At 71.1% G+C, this 21902-nt stretch carries 14 protein-coding genes; 7 read left to right on the forward strand and 7 right to left on the reverse strand.

Translation table 11 applies throughout. From position 1 onward, the window contains the following. Nucleotides 1–249 precede the first annotated feature (249 nt). Nucleotides 250–678 (reverse strand): hypothetical protein, encoded by a 429-nt coding sequence (locus ACIGXM_RS13380; RefSeq protein ID WP_396560147.1) that lies wholly within the window; start codon nt 676–678, stop codon nt 250–252. Then, the gene (locus ACIGXM_RS13385; RefSeq protein WP_396560149.1) at nt 663–10412 is read right to left on the reverse strand and encodes a LamG-like jellyroll fold domain-containing protein; all 9750 of its coding nucleotides are present in this window, start codon (nt 10410–10412) and stop codon (nt 663–665) included. Before ACIGXM_RS13385 ends, ACIGXM_RS13380 begins: the two co-directional genes overlap by 16 nt. Before the next feature lie 358 nt (nt 10413–10770). On the opposite strand from ACIGXM_RS13385, the gene ACIGXM_RS13390 reads away from it, so the two are divergent. After that, nucleotides 10771–11310, forward strand: a complete 540-nt coding sequence (locus ACIGXM_RS13390) for a hypothetical protein (protein WP_396560151.1) — start codon at nt 10771–10773, stop codon at nt 11308–11310. A gap of 62 nt (nt 11311–11372) precedes the next feature. On the opposite strand, the gene ACIGXM_RS13395 is transcribed toward ACIGXM_RS13390, so the two are convergent. Continuing rightward, a complete protein-coding gene (locus ACIGXM_RS13395) occupies nt 11373–11585 on the reverse strand; it encodes a DUF397 domain-containing protein (RefSeq protein WP_396560153.1) in 213 nt (70 codons plus the stop codon). Beyond that, complete coding sequence (locus tag ACIGXM_RS13400) at nt 11585–12442, reverse strand: helix-turn-helix domain-containing protein (RefSeq protein ID WP_396560155.1); 858 nt, start codon at nt 12440–12442, stop codon at nt 11585–11587. Before ACIGXM_RS13400 ends, ACIGXM_RS13395 begins: the two co-directional genes overlap by 1 nt. 265 nt (nt 12443–12707) lie before the next feature. Here ACIGXM_RS13400 and ACIGXM_RS13405 point away from each other — a divergent pair, with 265 nt between their 5' ends. From ACIGXM_RS13405 to ACIGXM_RS13420, 4 genes are all read left to right on the forward strand, one after another. Next, a complete protein-coding gene (locus tag ACIGXM_RS13405) occupies nt 12708–13151 on the forward strand; it encodes an ATP-binding protein (RefSeq protein WP_396560157.1) in 444 nt (147 codons plus the stop codon). A gap of 5 nt (nt 13152–13156) precedes the next feature. Continuing rightward, nucleotides 13157–13444: a hypothetical protein gene (locus ACIGXM_RS13410; protein WP_396560159.1), complete on the forward strand. Its 288-nt coding sequence runs from the start codon at nt 13157–13159 to the stop codon at nt 13442–13444. 141 nt (nt 13445–13585) lie between these two features. Continuing rightward, the gene (locus tag ACIGXM_RS13415) at nt 13586–14245 is read left to right on the forward strand and encodes a Uma2 family endonuclease (RefSeq protein ID WP_396560160.1); all 660 of its coding nucleotides are present in this window, start codon (nt 13586–13588) and stop codon (nt 14243–14245) included. Nucleotides 14246–14426: 181 nt separating this feature from the next. Further along, nucleotides 14427–15086: a Uma2 family endonuclease gene (locus ACIGXM_RS13420; RefSeq protein WP_396560161.1), complete on the forward strand. Its 660-nt coding sequence runs from the start codon at nt 14427–14429 to the stop codon at nt 15084–15086. 5 nt (nt 15087–15091) lie between these two features. Here the strand turns inward: ACIGXM_RS13420 and ACIGXM_RS13425 are convergent, their stop codons facing one another. After that, nucleotides 15092–16414 (reverse strand): MFS transporter, encoded by a 1323-nt coding sequence (locus ACIGXM_RS13425; RefSeq protein WP_396560163.1) that lies wholly within the window; start codon nt 16412–16414, stop codon nt 15092–15094. Between the two features lie 310 nt (nt 16415–16724). Here ACIGXM_RS13425 and ACIGXM_RS13430 point away from each other — a divergent pair, with 310 nt between their 5' ends. Beyond that, nucleotides 16725–18356 carry a hypothetical protein gene (locus ACIGXM_RS13430; RefSeq protein ID WP_396560165.1) on the forward strand — a complete coding sequence of 544 codons (1632 nt, stop codon included), beginning with the start codon at nt 16725–16727 and terminating at the stop codon, nt 18354–18356. 31 nt (nt 18357–18387) lie between these two features. Here the strand turns inward: ACIGXM_RS13430 and ACIGXM_RS13435 are convergent, their stop codons facing one another. Next, a complete protein-coding gene (locus ACIGXM_RS13435; RefSeq protein ID WP_396560167.1) occupies nt 18388–18831 on the reverse strand; it encodes a VOC family protein in 444 nt (147 codons plus the stop codon). Between the two features lie 175 nt (nt 18832–19006). Here ACIGXM_RS13435 and ACIGXM_RS13440 point away from each other — a divergent pair, with 175 nt between their 5' ends. Next, nucleotides 19007–20200, forward strand: a complete 1194-nt coding sequence (locus ACIGXM_RS13440; RefSeq protein WP_396560169.1) for a hypothetical protein — start codon at nt 19007–19009, stop codon at nt 20198–20200. 15 nt (nt 20201–20215) lie between these two features. Here the strand turns inward: ACIGXM_RS13440 and ACIGXM_RS13445 are convergent, their stop codons facing one another. Further along, nucleotides 20216–21829, reverse strand: coding sequence for a PucR family transcriptional regulator (locus ACIGXM_RS13445; RefSeq protein ID WP_396560171.1), 1614 nt, complete (start codon nt 21827–21829; stop codon nt 20216–20218). Nucleotides 21830–21902 lie beyond the last annotated feature (73 nt).

Below are 21902 nucleotides of genomic sequence, written 5' to 3' on the forward strand. Positions count from 1 at the left end.
CCCCCCCCCCGCTTCTGTGCTGCCGGGTGTGGTGGCCGACGCGCCGTGGTCAGGAGGGTGCCCGCCCGGACGGCTTCTCCAGTCGGGCAGCCCGCGTTTCGAGGGCCTCGGCGATGTCGTCCCGGTCAGGGCCGAAGTCGGTGCCTTCCATTGTGCCCTCCGGGCTTAGAACGCGGAGACCGCGCGGTGTGGCGCCGTCGGGCGCCGCACCGCGCGGTCTCCTATAGAACTGGAGGACGCCTGGTCATATCACGCGGCTTCACGTGCCGAGTACGAGTACCCGTCTCGGCGAAGGGCGTCGACGATAACCTCGACCTCGACGGCAGTCCCGAGGGCTCCAGTGGATTTGGCTTCCTTGAATTTTGCAAGTGCCTCGCCGGGAGTGAGATCGAACATCTCCTTCAGGCGCCGTACTGCCGCGACAGTCCCGTCCGGGCCTTCGGTCAGCTGGATGCCGACCCATCCGAATTTGTCCAGCAGGCCCTGCCTGAGATCGTCGGGGCCAGGACCGTACCCGTAATCATCACTCACCAGGCCGCAGTTCGGGCATTCCCATTCGATAAACCAGCCGATTTTCTCGGACTTGAGCTCCTGGCCTTTCCAGCCGGTTGTCGCATGTCCGCACGCGGTGCAGATCTGTCGATACTCAAACGCGCGCTGAATCATTGCTTTTTCCATCCACGCAAGGCGAAGTACCTGTCAATGGTGTAGTAGAATTTTACGCTTTGCGGGTGCTCGACGCCGTTATTGGGCCGCGGGTGGTGAGGCCTTGTGAACTGATTGGGGCGTTCGAACCATCGGTGATGCAGTTCCTCGTGAATCACTGTGTTCCGAAGCTCGTATCGGCTCACGAACGACTTCCGTCCGATCTGCACCTTGTGGCCCGGCTTCGAGAGTCCCGTGTTGACCGTAGGGCTGTACTCGGCGTCGACCCTGAACCTAATGTTCGGAAAATCTGTGCGCCGCACCGAGCTGAGAGCGCGGCTCCGATTCCGGGAAGACTTGCCGGTCGCATTCTTTATTTGTTCTCGGGTACCCCATACGTTCCCCTCGGCGCCAAGGTTCTCAGGGGCGTGCCTAGCCCTGGCAACTCTGGTTGCTCCACGCGTGAGCGCGCTGCCGGCACGCCGCGCACCGTTGCCCACGTGCTTGGAGAGCTTACCGAGGACGATGCCGGTGGCGACGTCCTTGAACGCCTGCCTGTAGTGACCGTGGTAGAGCTCGTTGCCCGTGCGGTAGGCGTAGATGCCGGTGTTGATCGCGCGGGCGCCGCGGCCGATCGCTCCGGCCACCCGGGCGCCCTTGGAGGCGACCGAGGCGGCGCGAAGGGCGATGGCGCCCTCGCCGACTGCCGGGATGTACGAGGCGACCGCGAGTGCCGCCTGTGCGCAGCTGCCCCAGCCCGGGTGGGTGGCGCAGTTGACCACGTCGGCGGCGCCGGAGACCTGGTAGACGAAGTTCGCCCCGGTCTTCAGTGCGCCCACCGGGTTGTGGATCACGCTCGACGCGGTGTGCTCGGCGAAGTGTCCGGCCTTCTTCATCCAGCCCGGGATGCCCCAGTGGCCGTCCGGGTCGGTGAAGGCCAGCGGGTCGCCGTCGGCGTAGGCGTAACGGTCCTGCGCGATGCTCGGGTTGGGGTCCGACCACCACGGGTCCATGCCCTCGACCGCGTAGCGGTCCGGCAGGTCCGAGACGGCGTGGTCGGGGCTGTAGCTGTCCCGGGAGACGAAGTTGCTGGTCGACGGGTCGTACCAGCGGGACAGCATGTCGACCTTGCCGGTGGTCGGATCAGTGAAGTCCGACTGGAAACCGAGCGAGTGCCGGGTGCCCGAGGTGGCGATGGTGTTGCCGATCGGGTCGTACGCCGCGGAGTCGGCCAGCGTGCCGGCGCCGGCGGCGAAGTCGCCGACCAGGTCGTCGTGTTGGTCGGTGAGGGCGACGGTGTTGGCGCCGCCCCCGGTGATCCCGGTGATCACGCCGTCGGGGTCCCGGGAGTAGCTGACGGCGCCGTCGGACGCGACCTCGTCGCCGGTTCCGGAGTAGGCCAGCGTGGTGGTCGGGCCGCCGGTCGTACCGGTGGTGAGCAGACGGTCCAGGGAGTCGTAGTCGTAGTTCTGGTTGCCGTCGGCGCGCATCCGGTCGAAGGCGTCGAACTGCATCGCCTCGGTGGTCGTCGACCCGTTCGGCGTCTTGCCCGACATGGTGCCGCGCGCGGTGTAGGTGTACGCGGCCTTGCCGTCCGAGAGGAGGCGGTTGCGGGCGTCGTAGGTCAGCGTCTGGGCGCCGATCTGCGTGCGGTTGCCGGAGGCGTCGTAGGCGTACGGGACGGTGGTGCTCCCGTTGTTCCACGAGGTGAGGCGCCCGGCCTGGTCGTAGGTGTAGGTGTTGGTGGCGGCTCCGGCGAATCCGGTGGTGGTCTTGCTGGTCAGTTGGTCGTCGAGGTTGTAGCCGTAGGCGATCGAGGCGACGGTGGCCCCGGACGCGGTGGTGACACTGTCGGTGGTGAGCCGGTGCAGCGGGTCGTAGCCGAAGGTCCGGGTGTCGTTGCCGGTCCCGTAACCGATGCTGACGACCTGGGCGTCCTTGTCGTAACCGACCGCGGTGGTCGTCCCCGCGGCGGCGTCGGCCATGGTGGCCAGGCGTCCGGCCTGGTCGTAGGTGTAGGCGGAGGTGCCGGAGGCGTCGGTGCGGGTGGTCATCCGCCCGTCGCCGTCGTAGCCGAAGGAGGAGTTGCCCGAGGGGCCGCTCGCCGACAGCAGCTGGCCGCGGTCGTTGTAGGTGAACTGGTCGTCCGTGGTGACCGCGCCGGTGGAGGTGATCCGACCCATCAGGTCGTAGCCGAAGGCGTGGTCGCGGGTTGCCGCCTCAGCGCCGTAGCCGGTCTCCTTGGTGAGGCGTCCGAGCTGGTCGTAGGTGCGGGTGCGGGTGACGCCGCCGGGCTCCGCGAGGCTGACGGCCTGTCCGGCCGCGTCGTAGCTCGTGGTGTAGGTGCGGTCGGCCGCGTTCGGGTAGGCCGTGGTGGCCGGTTCGACCTGGGACTCGGGCAGGTTCCAACTGTTGTAGGTGGTCAGGAAGTTGTTGCCACGGCCGTCGGTGTAACGGGTGCGGTCGCCGACCGCGTCGTAGCCGAAGGAGGTGGTGATGGTCGAGCCGGGCGCGGTGGTCTCGGTCTCGGTCAGCGGGTGGTGGTCGGAGTCGTAGGTGTAGGTGGTGGTGGCACCCAGGGCCGAGGTCGCCGACGTGACGTTGCCCGCCGGGTCGTAGGCCAGGCTGTGGGTGCGCAGGACCTTGCCGGTGTTGTCCAGGTCGTTGACGGCGGTGATCCGGCCGGCCGGGTCGTAGACGGTGCTCTGACCGGTGCCGGACGGGTCGGTGGTCTTCACGTCGCGCCCGAGGGCGTCGTAGCCGAAGCCGGTGGTGTTGCCGTAGGCGTCGGTCTGGCTCGTCTTCTCGTGGTCGAGGTCGTAGCCGTAGCCGGTGACCACCCCGGTCGGGGAGGTCTCCGAGACCAGGTCGTCGGTCGCGTTGTACGCCAGCGCGGTGGTGTAGGCGGCGGCCACCGGGGAGCGTTCCAGCTGGGTCTCCGTCACCTTGCGACCGAGGAAGTCGTAGGTGGCCTGCTGGACCGCGCCGGTCGGGTCGGTCTGCGAGAGCTGCTCGCCCACGGCGTCGTAGCCGTAGTGCCACACGCCGCCGGTGGTCGCGCCGCCCACGGCCGGGTCGGTCCTGGTGACGTCGCGGCCGAGCTGGTCGTAGACCGAGCTGGTGGTGTTGCCCAACTGGTCGGTGTGGGATATCAGTTGGTCGAGTTTGTCGTAGCTGTTGCTGGTCGTGGCGGTGATCGGGGTGGTGCTGCCCGGCGCCGTGTAGTTCGGCTCGATCGTGCCGGTCACCTTGCCCACCGCGTCGTAGCTGGTGTAGGCGGTGTTGCCGTTCTCGTCGGAGTGCGAGGTCTGGTCGCCGAAGGTGTCGTAACCGAAGGTCTCGAACGGCGTGGCCGTGACGGCGGTGCCGCCCACCGCCTCGACCGGACGGGACGGCTCGGTGACGTAGGCCTGGCGGCCGGCGGTGTCGTACTGGTAGTCGGTCTCGTTCCCGGCGGGGTCCTTCTCCGCGGTGGTGAGGCCGCGCTGGTCGCGGGTCCAGGTGGTGACCAGGTTGCTCGCGCCGTTGTGCACGGTCTCGGTGAGCTCGCGGCCCATCGGGTCGTAGGTGTAGTCGGTCTGGGCGGTCACCGCGCCGGTCGAGTCGGTCCGCACCACGGAGGTCTCGTGGTCGTCCGCGTCGTAGCTGGTCGCCGTCGTGCGCCAGATCGGCTGGCTGTTGGTGTCCAGGCCGACCTTGGTCGCCTCGTTGGTGACCCGGTGGGCGGCGTCGACCGTGTAGTTGGTCAGGGTCTCGCCGTCGGCCAGGTCGGAGAGCCGGTCGCCCGCGCCGTCGTAGCTGAAGGCGTGCAGCTGGATCGTGTTGGTGGCGGTGCCGTCGGAGCGCTGCTCGGTCCTGGTCTGGTCGTCGTCGTAGTAGGTGTAGGAGTTGGTCCGGCCCATCGCGTCGGTGTCCGAGGCGAGGCGCCCTGCCGGGTCGTACGCCTTGGAGTCCAGCACCAGGTCGATGGCCGGGGAGGGCGCGGTCGGGTCGCCGGTCCAGCCCTTGAGCGTGCTGGTCAGCAGTTCGCCGCGGGGGGAGTAGGCGTAGGCGATGGTGGTGCCGTTGGCGTCGGTCTTGGAGGACCGGTTGCCGTAGGCGTCGTAGCCGTAGGACTCGCTGTGCCCGGCCGCGTCGGTCTCGGTGGCCAGCTGGCCGAGCGCGTTGTACGCGTACGTCTCGGTCCGGGAGGGGTCCTTGCCGGTCAGGTCGGACTTGACCTCGGTGAGCAGGTTCTCGTCCGGGTCGTAGGTGTACGCGGTCTGCTCGGTGTGCACCACGCCGGTGACCCGGTCGGTGGTGGCCGGCTCGGTCTCGGTGAGGAACTTGCCGTCACCGTCGTAGGTCACCGAGGTGGTCAGGCCGTTCGGGGCGCTGACCGCGTCGTAGACGGTGTGGCTGGTCATCCGGCCCAGCTGGTCGTAGCTGTACTTGGTGACCAGGCCGGCCGGGTCGGTGACCTGCGCGAGGTCGCCGTTGTGGAAGTAGCCGTAGGTCGCCTTCGCACCGCCCGCGGTGGTCTTGCTCGCGAGCAGGCCGGGCGGGACGGTGCCGGAGTCGACGGCCGCCTCGGTGCCCGTGGTGTAGGTGGTGGTGGCCACCCGACCGGTGCCGTTGGTGTACGGCGGGGTGGTCGTGGCGATCACCCGCCCCGCGGCGTCCAGGTCGTTGTGCGTCCAGTAGGTGTTGTCGCTCGCCGAGGCGGACCGGCCGTCCCGGGTGTCGGTCACCGCGTCGTTGCGCGGATCGACCGGGTTCGCGGTGTTCAGGTAGTAACTGTGGTAGCTGGTCGAGCAGATCTGGTGCGCGCGGTCCTGGCAGGTGGTCTCGCTGACCACGTTGCCGCGGGCGTCGTGCCCCTCGAGCCTGGTGTTGCCGTTCGGGTCGGTGACGGTGGCCTGGAAGCCGCCGGTGTCGTACCCGTAGGTCGTGGTCGCCCCCAGCGCGTCGGTGGACGAGATCATCCGCCCGCCGTTGTTCGGGTCGTAGGCCGAGGAGACGGTCTTCCCGCTCGGGTCGGTCACGGTCGCGGTGGTCAGCGGCGCCAGCTTGCCCGAGGCGTACGCCTGGAAGTGGTTGGCCACGTCGGCGGCGGTCAACTGGTGGTTGAAGAAGGCGAACTCGCTGATCGCGCCCTTGAAGTGACCGGCGTGGTCGCTCGGCTGGTCGGGCCAGCTGCCGGCGATCAGGCCGGCGCCGAGGTAGACGTTGGTCATCCCCCAGCCGTTCTGGCCGACCGTGCCGGTCTTCGATCCGACCTGGGTGCCGTCCAGGTAGAGCGCCTGGCCGGCGCCGGTCGCGTCGGTGGAGAGCACGACGTGGTGCCACCTGCCGTCCGCCACCGAGTTCGGGGAGCTCATCGCGTTGCCGTTGCCGTCCCAGAACTCGCCCTGCAGCTTGCCGTCACCGCCCACGTAGAGCGCGGGGGTGTAGGAGTACTGCGGACCGTTCGGGTCGGTGACCAGCTGTGCCTGGTAGGAGAAGAGCACACCGCCGGGGGTCGTGGTGTTGAACCACAGCTCCAGCGCGGACGGGCCGCTGTTCGGCACCAGGCCGCTCGGCAACGCCGTCCACGAGGACGCGCCGTCGAACGAGGCGGCGGTGATGTCGTTCGCCGCGTACGGGCCCGGGGTGCCCAGTGTCACCTTGTTGTAGTTGCCGTACGCGGTGCCCAGCTGGTTGGCCGCGTCCGCCCCCGCGGAGTCGGCCAGCCGCCAGTAGCCCTGCGGCGCCGAGCCCATCACGGCCGACCGGTAGACGCCGGAGGAGCCGGTCACCGTCGGGGTGTTGAGCTTCCAGGTGCCGCCGTTGGCGTCCGTGGTCTGGGTGACCCGGTCCGCCGCGGTGTCGTACGAGATCTGGGCGTGCACCGCGCCGGACGGCTCGGTGACCTTGGTCAGCAGCGCGTTCGCGGCGGTGCGGCCGGTCTGGTTGTGCGCGGCCGCGGTCGCCCCGCCCACCGGGTGGTTGTAGAACGCGACGTCGGAGATCTGACCGTTGAAGTACCGGTCGCCGGAGCTCTGACCGGCGCCGAGCCAGTCGGCGCTGGAGAAGCCGGCGCCGACGTAGGTGATCGGCTGGGCGGAGTTGGCGATGGTGCCGGCCAACGTGCCGACCTGGCTGCCGTCCAGGTACAGCGTCTGCGTGTTGCCGGCGCCGGAGAGCAGCACGTGGTGCCAGTTGCCGTCGTTGACCGGGTTCGCCGAGGTGATCGGCGTGGCCGCACCCTGCCAGAACTCACCGCGCAGCTTGCCGTCCGTGCCCAGGTAGAGGGCCGGGGTCCAACTGGTCGCGGGGGTGCCGAGCGTGGTGTTCTGGTAGGAGAGCAGCGGGCCGCCCGCGGTGGTCGTCTTGAACCAGAGTTCGACGGCCAGGTTCGAGCTGGACGACAGCAGGTTGTCCGGCAGCCGGATCGAGGAGTTGGTGCCGTTGAAGGAGGCCGCGGTGGCCGGCGAGCCGGCGATCGGGCCGCCCTGACCGAGCGTCACGTTGCCGTACGAGGCGTTGTCGTTGCCCTCGTTGAGCGTGACGCTGCTCGCGGCGGTGTTGCCGGCGGTCTCGTTCAGCCGCCAGTAGGACTGCGGTCCGGCGTCCAGCACCGCGGTCCGGTAGTGCGAGCCGCTGGTGTAGGCGTACGTGGTGCAGGCGGTGCCGGAGGTCGGCGGGCAGACCGAGGTCAGCTGGTCACCGGTGTAGTTGTAGAGGTAGGTCAGGTCGGTGTTCTGGTCGGTGCCGGACACCGGGTCGGTGAAGACCCGAGAGACGTGCGGGAAGCTCGCGCCGGCCGGCGTGGACCAGTTGAAGTGCAGCGCGCGGCCGCTGGTCGCGCTGGTGACGCTGCTGAGCAGGCCGTTGCCGTCGTAGGAGAAGGTGTTGGCCCGGCCGTCGGAGTCCTTGACCTGGCTGAGCTGGAAGGCGGCGGGGTTCGCGGCCGTGACCGTGAAGGTGTAGGCGGTGCCGCCCTTCTCGGTCAACGTGAACGCGGTGACCGCGTTGTTCGCGCCGGTCTGCGCGGTCAGCGTGGCGTAGGTGCCCAGTGGCGGCGCGTAGGAGGCGCACGGCGGACCGGTGCTCGGCGTGGTGCTCGGGTTGCAGCCGAACCGGATCTGCCGGCCGTCCACGTCGGTGATCACGAGGTTGTTCGAGCCGTCGTCGTCGATCACCGCCCGCATGTCCAGCGGGGAGATCCAGCCGGCACCGAACATGCCGTTGCCGCGCGGGTCGAGGCTGTTGTACGTGCGGTGCACGTCCAGCGCCGGGCCCGCGGTGGCCACGGTGGAGTCGGCGGCCTCGGTGGTGAAGTTGCCGCTCTGCGGGTCGAAGCCGCGCCCGGCCGGGTTCTCGGTCAGGTGCGAGGTGATCGGTGGCTGGCCGACCTGGGTGGTGAAGAAGCCCTGCACGAACGGGCCCGCGGTGGCGTTGCCGTCGGATATCCAGACCTGCCAGAAGTAGCTCTGGCCCCAGGCGAGTTTGCCGGTCGGGACCTGCCAGCTGGTGGCGCTGGTGAAGCCGCCGGAGTCGAAGCAGTTCACCGGCGCGGCCTGGGTGCCGCCGCAGACGCCGAACTTGTAGGTCAGCCCGGTGCCCGGCCAGTTGTCCGGGTCGTGGCCGGTGGCGAACAGCGTCGGGGTCAGCGTGGGCTCGGTCGCGTTGTTCGGCGGGTACGAGGTGTCGACCTGCGGCGGGATGTTGTTGATGGTGTACGACCAGCAGGCGTTGTGCCCGCCGACGTCGCTGAACGCGTAGAAGCCGCGCTTCTCCATCTCCCAGCAGAGCGTGTAGGTGCCGGGCGGCAGCGCGGGGCTGATCGCCTCCAGCTTCACCGACTGGTTCGGGCCGACGGCGTTCGGCAGCGAGACGCTCGAACCCCAGCCGACCAGTGATCCGTCGGCGCGGTAGGTGCGCGAGCCGAGCGCGTAGGAGCCGTTGCCGGTGCCGGACGCCCAGGTGTTGGACGAGGTGTTGGTGACCGTGACGGCGATCTGGCCCTGCTGGATGTGCGAGGGCGCGAAGTCCCAGCTGGACGCGAAGTTGAAGCTCGCGTCGTCCGGCGCGTACGTGACGTCCAGGAACGGCGGGTTCGAGCCGGAGGCGGTCGAGTTGAAGCGCTTCCAGTGGTAGACGTCGTTCGCCGAACCGTACAGCAGGAAGCCGTTGTTGGCGCCGCCGTGGGTCCAGGACGTCACCTGGCCGAGGCCGGTGGAGTTCAACGGGACGCGCTCCCACTGCGAACCGCCGCAGCCGGTACCGGTGCCGCCGGTGAACGACGCCGAGCCGGACTGGGCGGCCGGGTAGCCGACACCGGGCCAGTTCTGCGAGGTGCCCAGGTTCCAGCCGGTGGTGATGGCCTTGACGTCCACCTCGGCGGCCGTGGCGCAGTAGCCGGACCAGGTGGTGTACAGGTTGACCCCGCCGCCGATCACCGAGGCGTTCGCGATCGAGGTCTGGACCGGGAAGCGGACGAAGGAGGCCGAGGCGTGCGAGCCGTCGTAGTCGCCGACCTTGAGGTCCGAGTTGCTGGAGCTGCTCGCGATGTTGGTCTGGCCGTTGACCAGGTTCTGCTCGAAGAACGCGGTGGTGTCGGCCGTGGTGTTCGCCGAGGACGGGTCGACCTTGACCGGGAACACCCGGGCCGGGTCGTGCAGCCAGGCCGGGTCGACGCTGACCTGGAGCGCCTTGCCGCCGTGGTCGTCGACGATCGCGTAGCGCACGCCGTCCGAGAACGCGCCCTCGCCCGAACGCGGGTCGATGTTCGCGTCCGTCATGGTGCCGGCGGGGACGGTCACCTTGACGGCGCCGGAGGCGTCCACGAAGACCGCGTCGCCGTTGGCGGCGATCTTCGGGGCCAGGCCGGGAGCGGTGATCGGGAAGGTCCAGACCGTGGGCGCGTCCGTGCCGTGCAGGACGATGGTCTCCTTGAAGCCCTCGTCCACGGTCTTCAGGTCCAGGTCCGCGCCCGGGCGGGCGCCGGGGAAGACGACCTCGTTGCCGGCCACCTGGCCGGTGGCCGCGGTGGCCTCGTCCAGGCCGAAGGAGACGCGGTCGGTGCCGTCGCCGCTGATCGACATCAGCTGCGGGTCGTTCGCGGTGGTGGCGAACTCGACGTCCTGGGAGTCGGCCTTCTTGGTCAGCTTGGGGCTGCCGGTGCGGTCGCCGGGAGCGGGGCTCACGTCGCTGGCCGGGCGCGCGGCCAGGGCGAACGCGTGCGGTGCGGCGGCCTGGGTGGGGTGCGGGGTGGGGGTGGCGACCGGCTTGGTGGACGGGACCAGCGTGGGGTCGATGTCCGACCAGCTGCCGTCCGGGTTGGGGTACGAGACCCGGCCGGCGTAGGTCCGCACGGTCTGGGTGCCGTCCGGGTTGGTGAAGACCTTCTCGTGGTCGTCGCGCCTGCCGGTGTCCTCGACGCTCCTGCCGGCGTCGAAGCCGGTGAGCCCGGACTTGCCGGGCTCACTGCCGGGCGCGGTCCGCACGTTGCCCGAGCGGTCCACCAGGAACGGGTCGGCGACCCGGTCCTTCGGCGTGAACGGCGCGAGCTGGCCGGGCGCGGTGCCCGGGCCGTGACCCGGCACCGGACCGGTGCCGGTGCCGCGGGTGGTGTCGGCGGAGACCAGGTGCGACTTGCCGGCCGCCGAGCCGGACTGCTGCTGGGGCGTGGACACCTTCGTGGTGTCCACCCGCTTGCCCGCCGCCACGGCCTTGGCGGTCGGCTGCGGTATCGCCTCGGCGGCGCCGGCCGCCAGCGTGAAGCCGACCGTGAGCGTGGTCAATGACGCTGTCCAGCGCAGTAGTTGTCGTCGTCTACGGGCGGCTGGGGGTGTCCCGAAAGGTGGGCGCACTTTCCCTCCTGCTGAGTAAAGATCAGATAAGAGCCGGAGAGTTCTACCAACGCGCCTGTTGACCGGTCCACTGTGTGAGCGGATACGAACCGCACCTGCGGCGCCAGGGCTGTGGGGTTTCTTAAATATGACTGCGAGTCAGAAGAGGTTTTTCTCAGAGGATTTTGAGATAAGTTGAGTTGGCGTGGATTTTGGGGAGGAATTATGGAGCTCCTCATGCTCTAGGCTCTGCTCGGCCCGCGGGGACGTGACCGTGGGCAGCCAGGGCGAGTGCGAGGGAGCGGCAGCGGTGTCATCAACGGTCTCGGTGGCGGCGGTCATGGTGCGAAGGACGGTCCGGACCGGCGGCGCGCTGCTCGGTGCTGCCGTCGCCGCCGGGCTGCTCGGCGGCTGTGCGACGCACCGTGCCGCGCCGGCGCCGGCGCCCACCCAGCCCTTCGTCGCCTTCAACGCCTGCCTGGTCACCGGCCCGGCCGGCCTCGCGCCGGACGCGGTCGGCGCCCAGGCCTGGTCCGGCACCCAGGCGGCGGCCGGGTCGCTGCACGCCCGGGCGAGCTACGTCACCGCGGCGCCGGCGAGCCTGCCCGGCACGCTGGGCGGCCTGTTGCTCAAGCGCTGCACGCTGATCGTCGCGGCGGGGGACCAGTCGGCGGGCGATCAGTTCGACTCGGTGGTGGCCGGCTTCGCGCAGGCGCACCCCGAACAGCGCTTCCTGCTGGTGGGCGCGGGAGGCGCCGCGGGCGCGGGGGCGAACGTGCGGGTGGTGGCGGCGGGCGACGGGCTCGCGGACCGGGTGCGGCAGGCGGTGGCGCAGAGCGCCGCGGGCTGACGGGTCCGGGGCGCTGCGCCTGCCTGATCGGGCCCCGGCTTCGCCCCTGTCGCCGGGGTCCGTCAGTGGCCGGCGCGGAACCCCTCGGCGCAAACCCCGGTCACGAACGCCTGCCAGGAGGTGGCGGGGAAGATGAGGGCCGGGCCGTCCGGGTCCTTCGAGTCGCGGACGGGGATGACGCCGGGAACGCCGTCGGCGACCTCGACGCAGTTGCCGCCGTCACCACCGCTGAATGAAGACTTGCGCCACAATGCGCCGTTGAGGTCCAGCGTCATCACCTGTACTCCCTTGCAACGTCTCTCAACCAGAGGACCGATTTCTCCGGCTGGAGTGCCGAGGCCATGAGTCGATCGAAGATGTTCTGATGGTGCTCGATATCAGTTGGCTTCTCGGTGTAGATGCTGCTGGTAGGAGCCTCGGCGTAGGCGACGCTTCCAGGGATGTCCTTGAAGGAGAGCAGCGAGAACGCCTTGCCCATCGCGGGATGGGCACCCGCGCTGAACGGTAGGACCTGGACAGTGATGTGGGGACGTTCGTCAGCCATGTTCGCCAGATGCTCAAGCTGTGCGCGCATCACTTCGGGAGAGCCGATCGGGCGGCGCAAGACTGCTTCGTTGATGATGGCCCAGAGCATCGGGGGTGGCTGACGGTCAAGGATCTCCTGGCGCTGCATCCGAAGTGCGACGCGTCGTTCGTTCCCGCCTTCGTCGTCGTAGGCCCGCTGAACGGTCGCGCGCACCAGAGCCTGCATGTAGTCCTCGGTCTGAAGGAGGCCGGGGACAAGTTCAGTTTCGTACGCGCGGATGCTGGCTGCGTCGGCCTCCAGGCCAACGTATGCCTTGAACCACTCGGGTAGGGCGTCGCCGTAGCTTTGCCACCATCCAGGCTGACGGCTCTTGCGAGCCAACGCGGTGAGTTGTTTGAGCTCCTCGGGGTCAGTAACGCCGTAGAGAGACAGGAGTGGTTTGACGTCGCCCTCGCGAAGCCCTACCTCTCCGCTCTCGATGCGACTGAGCTTGCTGGCGGACCAGCCCAGCTGATCGCCAACGTCCTTGCCCGACAGGCCCGCGCGCGATCGCAACTTTCGCAGCTCGGAGCCGAGCCTACGTCGCAGCACGGTTGGACTGTCCACCCGTCACCCTCCCTGGTCGGTCGTCCAGATACACAGTCTGCCACCCCCTCTCAACTCATCGAACGTCTAGCGAAACTGAAAGTGCATCTGATCTGCACTTGCAGTGGATCTTCCAAGGAAGGCATGCTACTCGGAGTAGCTCAATGGGCGACGCACCGTGATCATCGCGGCTGGTAGCCGGGCATCCCTTTGCCCTGCTTCGACGGCCGCTGGATCGGTCGTTCCTGAACCGCATCTCCCGCCACGTCCGGAAGGTGGCCTTGCCATGCCCGAAATGCTGAACCGACCGCCGGAGTTGGCGGCCAAGGACGAGTGCTGGTTGCCGCGCAGTGTCAGATCCCCCGCGCTCGCACGGCAGTTGCTGACGAACCTGCTGGCGCGGGTCAAGGACGGCGAGCGGTTCGCGGACGCCGGGCTGATCGTCCTCTCGGAGCTGACGGTCAACGCGGTCATGCATGGCAGCCCCCGGGGGTACCTGATCCGGGTGTGCCTGGACGTGGACCCGGACCGGTTGCGGATCGAGGTGCACGACGCCGGCAGCGCGCCCCCCGAGATGCGCGAGGTGCGCGCGGACGAGGAGGCCGGACGTGGGCTGCTGCTGGTCAACTCGCTCTCTGGCAGCTGGGGTTGGTGTCCGCGCGGTGACCAGGGGATCGGCAAGGTGGTGTGGTCGGTGGTTCCTCCGGCCCGCCGGAACGGCGAACGGTGAGCGGCGTGGACCCAGCAGTCGGCCCGGTGACGGTGGAGCTGACCGGGATCACGCGACCCGCGACGTTCGCGCGGGTGCCGGACGCGCTGGCGGCGCTCTGGGAGTCGGTGCGCGTGCTGCCGCTCGGCAGCCTTCAGCTCAACTGGTTCCGGGAGATGCTGGTGGGGCTGGACGCGGTGCCCCGCGCGGAGGAGACGCTGCGGAGAGGCCAGGGCCTGGAGCTGCCGTTCACGCTCGCGGACCGCTCGCACGTGGTGATGATGCAGTCCGCCGGGCGAGAGGGGCTGGTGTGATGCGACGCCCGTGAGGCCCGGCTGGGGATCGTCACGTCACCGCCGCGTGGAACACTCCTTCGAGGGAATGTTCCATGCGGCGGTGCTGTACCTGCCTACGCTGGGCGAAGCTGGGTCCACGGCTCTGGAGGGAGTGCCGAGATGTCCGTCGTCGCGTTCGGTCAGTGGACCATGCCCGACTCGCCGTATGCCCTGTGGGTCCGTGGCGAACTCGCCGAGTTCCTGCGAATTCCGGACGACGGCACGCGGGTCGAGGTGGTCGGAGGGGAATTCGTTGTGTCGCCTGCGCCTGCGGTGGATCACAACATCATCGTGTCGGACATCAACAGGGGTGTCGTCGCGGCCGAACTGAGGGACGGCGAATTTCCCCTGCGGGCCGTCCAGACGACGGAGCTCGATCTCGTCGAGGTGAGCGACGGCTACATCCCGGATCTGATGGTGCTGAACCACGAGGTTCTGGCGAGGGCGGGTGCGGCCCGAGCCCAGCATCTCTATCCGCACCAGCTCATGCTCGTGGTCGAGGTGACGTCGCCGTCGAACGCCGCCGGGGATCACGAACCGGCGTTCGGGCGCGGGCGCCGTGAGACCAAGTGGAACGGCTATGCCCGGTCCGGAGTGCCGTTCTACCTCCTGGTCGACCGGGATCCGCGCAACCCGGGTGTCACCCTGTACGCGGATCCCGATCAGGGGACTGGCCGCTACCGCGAGCGCAGCAGCTGGCCGTTCGGCACTCCGGTGAAGCTGCCGGAGCCGTTGGGCTTCGAGTTCTCCACTGATCGCTGGCGGCCCTGGTCCGACTGATCCGGTACGGCACCGTCCCCGCCGGCCCGAGGGCCGCCGACGCGGACACTGGGCTGCAACGTTCGGGGCTGTCAGTTCGTCGCCACGTGGAACACCTCTTCGAGGGAATGTTTCCCGCGGCGGCGCGGTGTCTGCCTGGGCTGGGCGATGCTGGGTCCGCGACCGTGGAGGGAGTGCCGAGATGTCTGTTACTGCGATCGCGCACCTGATGTTGCCGGACACGCCGTACGAGATGTGGGTCCGGGACGAATTGTTCGACTTCCTGCATCTGCCGAAGGACGGCACGCGGGTCGAGGTCGTCGGCGGAGAGATCGTCGTGTCGCCTGCGCCGGTGTTTCTGCACGCTGGGATCGTCGCCACTATCCAGCGAGTGATCGATGCCAGGGGGACCATGGATCCGCTGTTCCCGTGGCGGAGCATGCAGGGTCTGGGGCTCGACATGGTCGAGATCGGCGACGGCTACATCCCCGATCTGCTGGTCTTCCACGTCGACATCGAGGCCAGGGGTTGGTCTGATGCACCAGACGCTCTCACGCCTGACCAAGTCGAGCTGGTGGTCGAGGTGACCTCGAAGTCCAACGCGCACAATGATCGCCGACCGGTCATCGGCCGCCGTACGCAGGGCACCAAGTGGAGTGGCTACGCCCGTGCGGGTATCAGCCACTACCTCCTGGTCGACCGCGACCCGAAGCGGCCGGGAGTCACCCTCTACAGCGCTCCCGACCGCTTCGCCGGTCGCTACGACGAGCAGACGACCTGGAAGTTCGGCGACGTCGTCCGGCTGCCGGAGCCCTTCGGGGTGGAGATCCCCACCGAGCTCTGGCGGCCCTGGTCCGACTAGGGTGGCTAGTCCTTCCGCAGCACGGCCGCTGCCAGCCCCAGGCAGGCGGCGGCCGCGATCACGGCGAAGCCGCTGACGGCGCTGAGCAGGCCGTAGTGCTGGGAGAGGGCGCCGACGGCGACGATCGGGAGCGAGCTGCCCAGGTAGACGATGATCCACAGGGTGGACATCTCGCTGGCCCGGCGGGACGGGTCCATCGCGGCGGTGGCGGTGGTGAAGAGCGAGCGGAAGGCCACGCCCTGGCAGGCGCCGCCGAGGACGCTGCCGATGAAGAGCAGCGCCGGCTGGTGGGCGTACTCCGAGGTGACCACCAGGGCCAGCCCGAGGGCCAGGCCGGTCATGCCGAGGGCGATCACCCGGCGGTTGGTGGTGGGCGGGATGAGCAGCTGCGCGGTGGCCGAGGAGCCCAGCAGCAGGGCGGCGACCACCGCGCCGACCATCCGGGAGTGGGTGTGCAGCAAGCCGGCCGAGAAGGCCGGGGCGAGGCTCAGGTAGACGCCGAAGACCGCGTACGAGACGAAACCGGCCCCGGCGGCGAGCAGGAAGGTGCGCCGGCCCTGGACCGGCAGCGCCAGCCGGCGCGGCCGCAGGTGGGTCGGGCTGGTGACGCGCGGCGCCGCGCTGGCCGGGCGAGTGGCGCCGGGCATCCGCGGGTGCACCAGGGCGAGCGGGACGCAGAGCACCAGCAGGGCCACCGCGTGCACCAGGAACGGGGTGAGCAGCGGGTGGCTGCCGCCGGCCAGTGAGGCGCCGACCACCGGGCCGAGCGCGACCCCGCCGGCCGAGCAGGCCAGGGTGAGCTTGGCGGCCAGGGTGGGCCGGTCCGGCAGCAGGTCGCCCAGGGCGGCGCCGGCCGCGCCGGTGGCCAGGGCGACCGCGACGCCCTGGACGGCCCGTCCGGCGGCGAGCTGGCCGAAGCTGTTGGCGGTGGCGAAGAGCGCGTCCCCGCCGGCCGCGAGGCAGACCGCGGGCAGGATCAGCGCCCGCCGGCCGACCAGGTCCGACCAGTGCCCGACCGCGGCCAGCACCGGGACCAGCGCGAAGACGTAGACCGTGAAGAGCAGTGTGGTGTCGAAGGCGGTCAGCCCGAGCCGCTGCTGGAGCAGGGCGTAGACCGGGGTGGCGAGGTTGGCCCCGATCAGGAGCAGGAGCAGCGCGGCGGCACAGAGGCCGACGCGTATGCCGCGCAGCGCGTTCCAACGGCTGACGGCGGCGAGCTGGAGCTGGGTCCGCGGAGCGAGCTCCAGGGTGTGCAGGGCCTCCGAGAGTCGACTACCGGGCAGCTGCGCGGTGGGCAGGCCGGAGCCGGCGGGGGAGAGGTCCGCCATGGCAGGGGTCTCCTGTGGCTGGGCACCACCTCGGTCGGCGGGATCGGCCGAGCCACCCGCCCGGGTCTGCCGTGGGGTGGCCGGGGTGCGGGGATTTCCGTGGTGGGGCAGGTGTGCGAGGTGAGCCGGACATCGTTGCCCGGGGGTGACCACGCGCGGGGTGTGCACGAGGTCAGAGGGAAGGATAAGGGGTGGTGTGCAAAGGGCGTGCCAGGGTGGCGCGCGCCCCCCACAGGACGGGCACAGCCGGGCCTCTGGCCGATACGCTGATCGCAGTGCAGCCTGACCCCCCTGAGGAGATCGCGCGACCATGGCCGGAAGACGCCGCAAGACCACTGACAACCCGTCGGCGACCGGGCCGGCCGGGTCGCCGGCCGAGGGTCTGCTGCCCGCCGACTTCGACCTGGCCGACCTCTACGGCGCGCACGGCTCGGAGGACGACGAGGACCTCGACGACGCGGCCGTCCTGGTGCCCCCGGTCCGGCTGCTGCCGGAGACCGAGCTGGCCGCCGCCGCGCTGGAGGTGCCACTGCTGGCGCGGGCGGTCCGGCTGGCCCGCTGGGCCACCCCGGAGCGTCCGGTCGACGAGCTCGGCGACCTGCTGGAGCCGGACCGGGAGGCGGCGGCCCGGTTCCTCGGGCTGGCCCCGGCCGAGGGCGAGGTCGCCGAGGAGGCCGTGCTGGAGGCGATGCGGGCCTGGTCGCTCGCCGGTGACCTGGAGCTGGTGCTGCTGCTGACCGCCGAGGACGGCCGCCGGGTGGCCGCGCCGAGCGACGAGCTGGCCCCGGTCGAGAAGGGTGACCCGGAGGCGGTGCTGGAGCTCTGGCTGACCGCCGCCGACATCGTCGCCGAGGTGGCGGTGGAGATCGAGCCGCTGGACGACGAGCCGGAGACCGGCGGGGACGCCGACGAGGAGCGCGCCGAGGAGCTGGTCGCGCAGTTCGAGGAGGTCCAGGAGGAGGCCTCCGAGCTGCTGGACGAGGCGCTGCAGGTGCTCTACGAGGCCACCGCCTTCACCGAGCCCGGGCAGGAGACCATGCCGCTGGGCGTGCTGGCCGCGCTGCTGGTGGTGCCCGAGGGCGAGGAGCCGGACGAGGAGATGCTCGGCGACATCACCGATGTGATGGTCGCGCTGGACCCGATGCTCGCCGATCTGGCCGAGATCGGCCTGGTCGAGTACCAGCCGATCGACCCGGAGCTCTTCGACGAGGAGGAGGAAGGGGAGGGCGCCGTCCGGGAGCCCGCCGAGGCGGGTGAGCCGCTGGACGAGGCGGAGGCGGCCCGGTTCGGCCTGGTCCGGCTCACCCCGCTCGGCCAGTACGGGATCCGGCAGTGGCTGCTGGAGGACGGCTTCGACGCCCCGCTGGTCGGCGAGTACGCCACCGGTGACGCGGCGGCCCTGTTGCAGGGCGTGGCCGAGGCCGGGAACGTGCTGCCCGAGCAGGAGATCCGGGCCTGGCTGGCCGAGCGCGAGCCGCTGCCGGCCGCCCGGGAGCTGCTGGCGGCGTCCCGGGGGGCTGACCGGATCGCCCCGCTGCGCCGGATGCTCTGCCAGCTGGCGCTGAACGAGCTGGGCGGGGCGGCCGAGCCGGCCGCCCGCGAGGTGCTGGAGGATCCGGAGCTGGGCGGCGGCGCGCGGGCCTGGCTGGTGTCGCGCGGTGCCACGGATGTGCCCGCGCCGGAGCGCGTGATGGTGCTCTGGACGATGGTGGACACCTTCGCCGGCCAGTTGCTGGAGAACGAGGGCGACGCGGCGGTGTTGCGCGAGCTGATCGCCGGGCTGCCGGTGACCGACAACCCGGCGAGCTTCTTCGGCGAGCTGTGGCGGGTCGAGCACCCGTTCACGGCGGAGGTGCTGGAGGCCGTGGGGGAGCTGCACGTCGACCGCGGAGTGGCGAAGGAGGCCCGCAAGGCGGCCTTCAAGGCCCGCTCCCGGGGCTGAGCGGGGACCGGCGCGGGCGGGTGGAGGCCGGCTACGGCAGGTCGAGCTGGCCCGAGGGGGTGAAGGGGAATCCCGGGTTGTGCGCCAGCTCCCACAGGTGGCCGTCCGGGTCCTCGAAGTAGCCCGAGTAGCCGCCCCAGTCGGTGGCGGCCGGCGGCTTGACCACCGTCGCGCCGGCCGCCACCGCGACGGCCAGCGCGGCGTCCACGGCCTGCGGTGACTCCAGGTTGATCGCCAGGGTCACCCCGCGGAAGGCCGGCTCGCCGCCGGCCGGCACGCCCGCGTCGGCCGCCAGCTCGTCGACGGGGAAGAGGCCGAGCGCCGAGTCGGCGGTGCGGAACCAGACGATCTCCGGACTGGAGGCGCTCGACCGCTCCCAGCCGAGGGCGGAGTAGAAGGCGCTGCTGCGGTCGAGGTCGGCCACCCCGAGGGTGACGATGCTGATCCGGGCGGGTACGGCGTTGCTCGTGGTCATGGCGTCAGGGTAGGCAGTGCCACCGACCCCGCCGGCCGCCCCGCCGGAGAGGGGGAAGCCGATGGCCCGGTCCGGGCGGCCGACGTATCGTATGGCCACGCGGATCGGCTCGGGCGACCCCGCCCGACCCGCCGGTCACGGAACGGTACGGCGAGACCCGGGGGTGCGGCAGGCGATGGGATTCAGCAGCGGGGGCCGCCCCGCGCAGCCGGAGGAGTTCTTCGACGACCAGGAGAGCCGCTGTCGTCAGGTGATCGGCGAGGCGGACTTCCCGATCTTCGGAGTCGACCGTTCGGGACACGGCGTCCGAGGCATCGCCCCGGCGCGCGACGAGGAGTACTCGCGCCCCCTGGAGGGCGCGGGCCACGGCCCGGTGGACAGCGACGCGCTGAGCGCCTTCGAGACCCACAACGGCGAGCTCAGCTGGGTCGAACTGCGCTCCGGCGACTGGAGCTCGCTGGACGGTCCGTACGTCACGGTGCGCACCTACCGGCCCGGCGCCGAGCGCAGCCACCCGCTGCCCGAGCTGGAGGACGTGGTCGAGGACGAGCGCGACCGGGTCTACCACCAGCTCGGCGTGGACGAGGAGGAGGTCCCGGCCCGGGTCCGCGCGCTGCGCGAGTGGATCACCGTGGAGGGTGAGCCGACCGCGGTGCAACTGCACGAGGAGCGTCGCGCCGACGCCTACCCGGGCGAGGACCCGCGGGCGGTCTGGGCCGGCCGGCTGCGGGTGGCCGGCAGCACCGTCACGATCTGCGGCCGTGGCATCGCCCCGGGCCGGGTCGAGCTGGCCCGGGTGCTCGACACCGACCGCTTCGTCCGCGGCCGCACCGCGCTGCTCCAGACACTGGCCGCCCGGAGGGCCCGGGCCGCGCTGGCCGCCGAGCGGCAGCCGGTCAACGTCACCGGTCTGGACGCGCACCGGGCGATCATCGAGTACACCGTGGCGCACGCGCTGGCCCTGCAGACCCAGCAGAGCGGCTGCCGGCCGTCCCGGCTGCCGCGCCGGCTGCGCGGCGCGGACCAGGCGGAGCGCTGGGAGGCGGCGGTCCGCCAGCAGATGCGGCTCGCCTCGGAGAGCCGGGAGGAGGCGGACGCGGCGGTGGCGGCGATGGTCGACCACCTGACCAGGCTGGCCGAGCAGACCGACTGGGCGCAGGACACCGCGGACGGCCGGGCGGCGCTGGAGGAGGTGGTCCGCTACACCGCCTTCGCCAGCCACGTGCCGAGCCTGCCCGCGCAGCAGGCCTGGGAGCTGCTGACCGCGGGCCCGCGGAGCGCGGCGGACGCGGAGGAGCGGCGGTGGACCGCCGAGCAGGCCTGGCTGGCCGCCTGGGAGCAGTGGCGCCGGGAACGGGCCCGCGGCTGAGCCCCCCGCGGGCGACTACGGGTGGAGCTCCGGCTCCTCGGCCGGCAGCCGCAGTTGCAGCATCGCCAGCAGGCGCTGCTGCGGCTGCGCCAGGTCGACACCGGTGAGCTGCTCGGCCCGCCGTACCCGGTAGCGCAGCGTGTTGGGGTGGATGTGCAGCGCCTGCGCGGCCACCCGCACCTCGCCCAGCGCGTCCAACCAGGCCAGCACCGACTCGGCGAGCCGGGTTCCGTGCCGCGCGTCGTAGGAGGTCAGCGCGGACAGCCGCGGATCGCGCAGCGCCGGCCGCTCCTGCAGCAGCGCCAGCACCTCGCTGACCAGCACCTCCGCCTGCACGTCGATCAGCGCGGCGACCTCGGTGGCCACCCCGCCGCGCCCCATCGCGTCCAGGATCCGGTCGGCCTGCGTCCGCGAGGCCGGCACCGCCGCGAGCCCGCCGACCGTGCTGCCGATCGCGGCGCGCAGCGGCACGCCCAGGTGGTCCCGGGCCGCGTCCACCGCCTCCTGCGCCCAGCCGCGCACGGTGGCCAGCGGCAGGGCGGCGGGCAGTTCGGGCAGCAGCACGTAGATCCGCGACTCGATCGGGGCGAGCAGCGCGCCGCGGTGTCGGGCGGCGGCGTGCACCGAGACCAGGCCGGTCACGTCGGCCCGGGTGGCGTCCGATCCCTCGGCCGAGTACGCCAGCACGGTGGCCGCCCGGTGCGGGTCGAGGCCGAGATGGGTGGCCAGCGACTGCGGCCCGGTGCTGCCCTCCAGCAACCCGGTCAGCAGGGTGCGGGTGAGCCGGACGTCCGCCGACAGCTCCCGCCGCCGGCGCACCAGCTGGCCGGCGGCCACCCGGGCCGCGCCGACCAGTGCCTGCTCGGCCCGTTCGGTGAGCGGCTGCGCGCCCTCCTGCACCCAGATCGTGCCGAGCGGCTGCGTGCCCGCCCGGATCCCGATCGCCAGCCGTCGGCGCAGGCCCAGCTCGGGGTGCGGCTCGACCGCGATCACCCGGTCCGAGCTGCGCAGGTGCTGGAAGATGCCCCACTCGCGGAGCTTGGAGAGGTAGGGCTCGGGGCCCTGCCAGCCGAGGATGGAGAGCCGCCGCAGGTCGTCCACCTCGTCGGTGTCCGAGGAGCGGGAGTAGGCCAGCACCCGACTGGAGGTGTCCTCGATGGAGACGATCCCGCCGGTCAGCACGGCGGTGGTCTGGGCCAGCGAGAAGAGGTCGCCGACGTTGTGGTCGGCGGTGTCCGGAGCGTCCGGACCGCCGAGGACGGCCCTGGCCAGCCCGTCCAGCTGCTCCCAGCGGGTCTCCCGGCGCACCGACAGCAGCGCCACGCCCGCCTCGGTGGCCGCCTCGCGCAGCGCGTCCGCCTGGCCGGGGCCGTCCAGCTTGACGGCGACGGCCGCCGCGCCGGCCCGCCCGGCGGCCCGCAGCGCGGGCAGCGCGGCCCGGCCGCGCGCGCCGATGGCCAGCACCAGCTCGCCGGGGGCCGCGGTGGCCGGGTCCTCGGGGTCGAGGATGGCGACGTCCAGGACCGGGACGTCCAGCCCGGCCGGGGCGGCCTGCAACTCGACCAGCGGTTCGCCGAGCGACATCAACAACTGTCGCAGCGAGAGACCAGTGGGAGACGGCTCGGGCACTGGGAAACCTGCTTCGTGCACATGGACAACTCCGTTGGGATGACTTTAGCCGCTCGGCCAAGCCTGCGGGCCC

Source organism: Kitasatospora sp. NPDC052896 (genome assembly GCF_044547075.1).
Taxonomy (GTDB): domain Bacteria; phylum Actinomycetota; class Actinomycetes; order Streptomycetales; family Streptomycetaceae; genus Kitasatospora.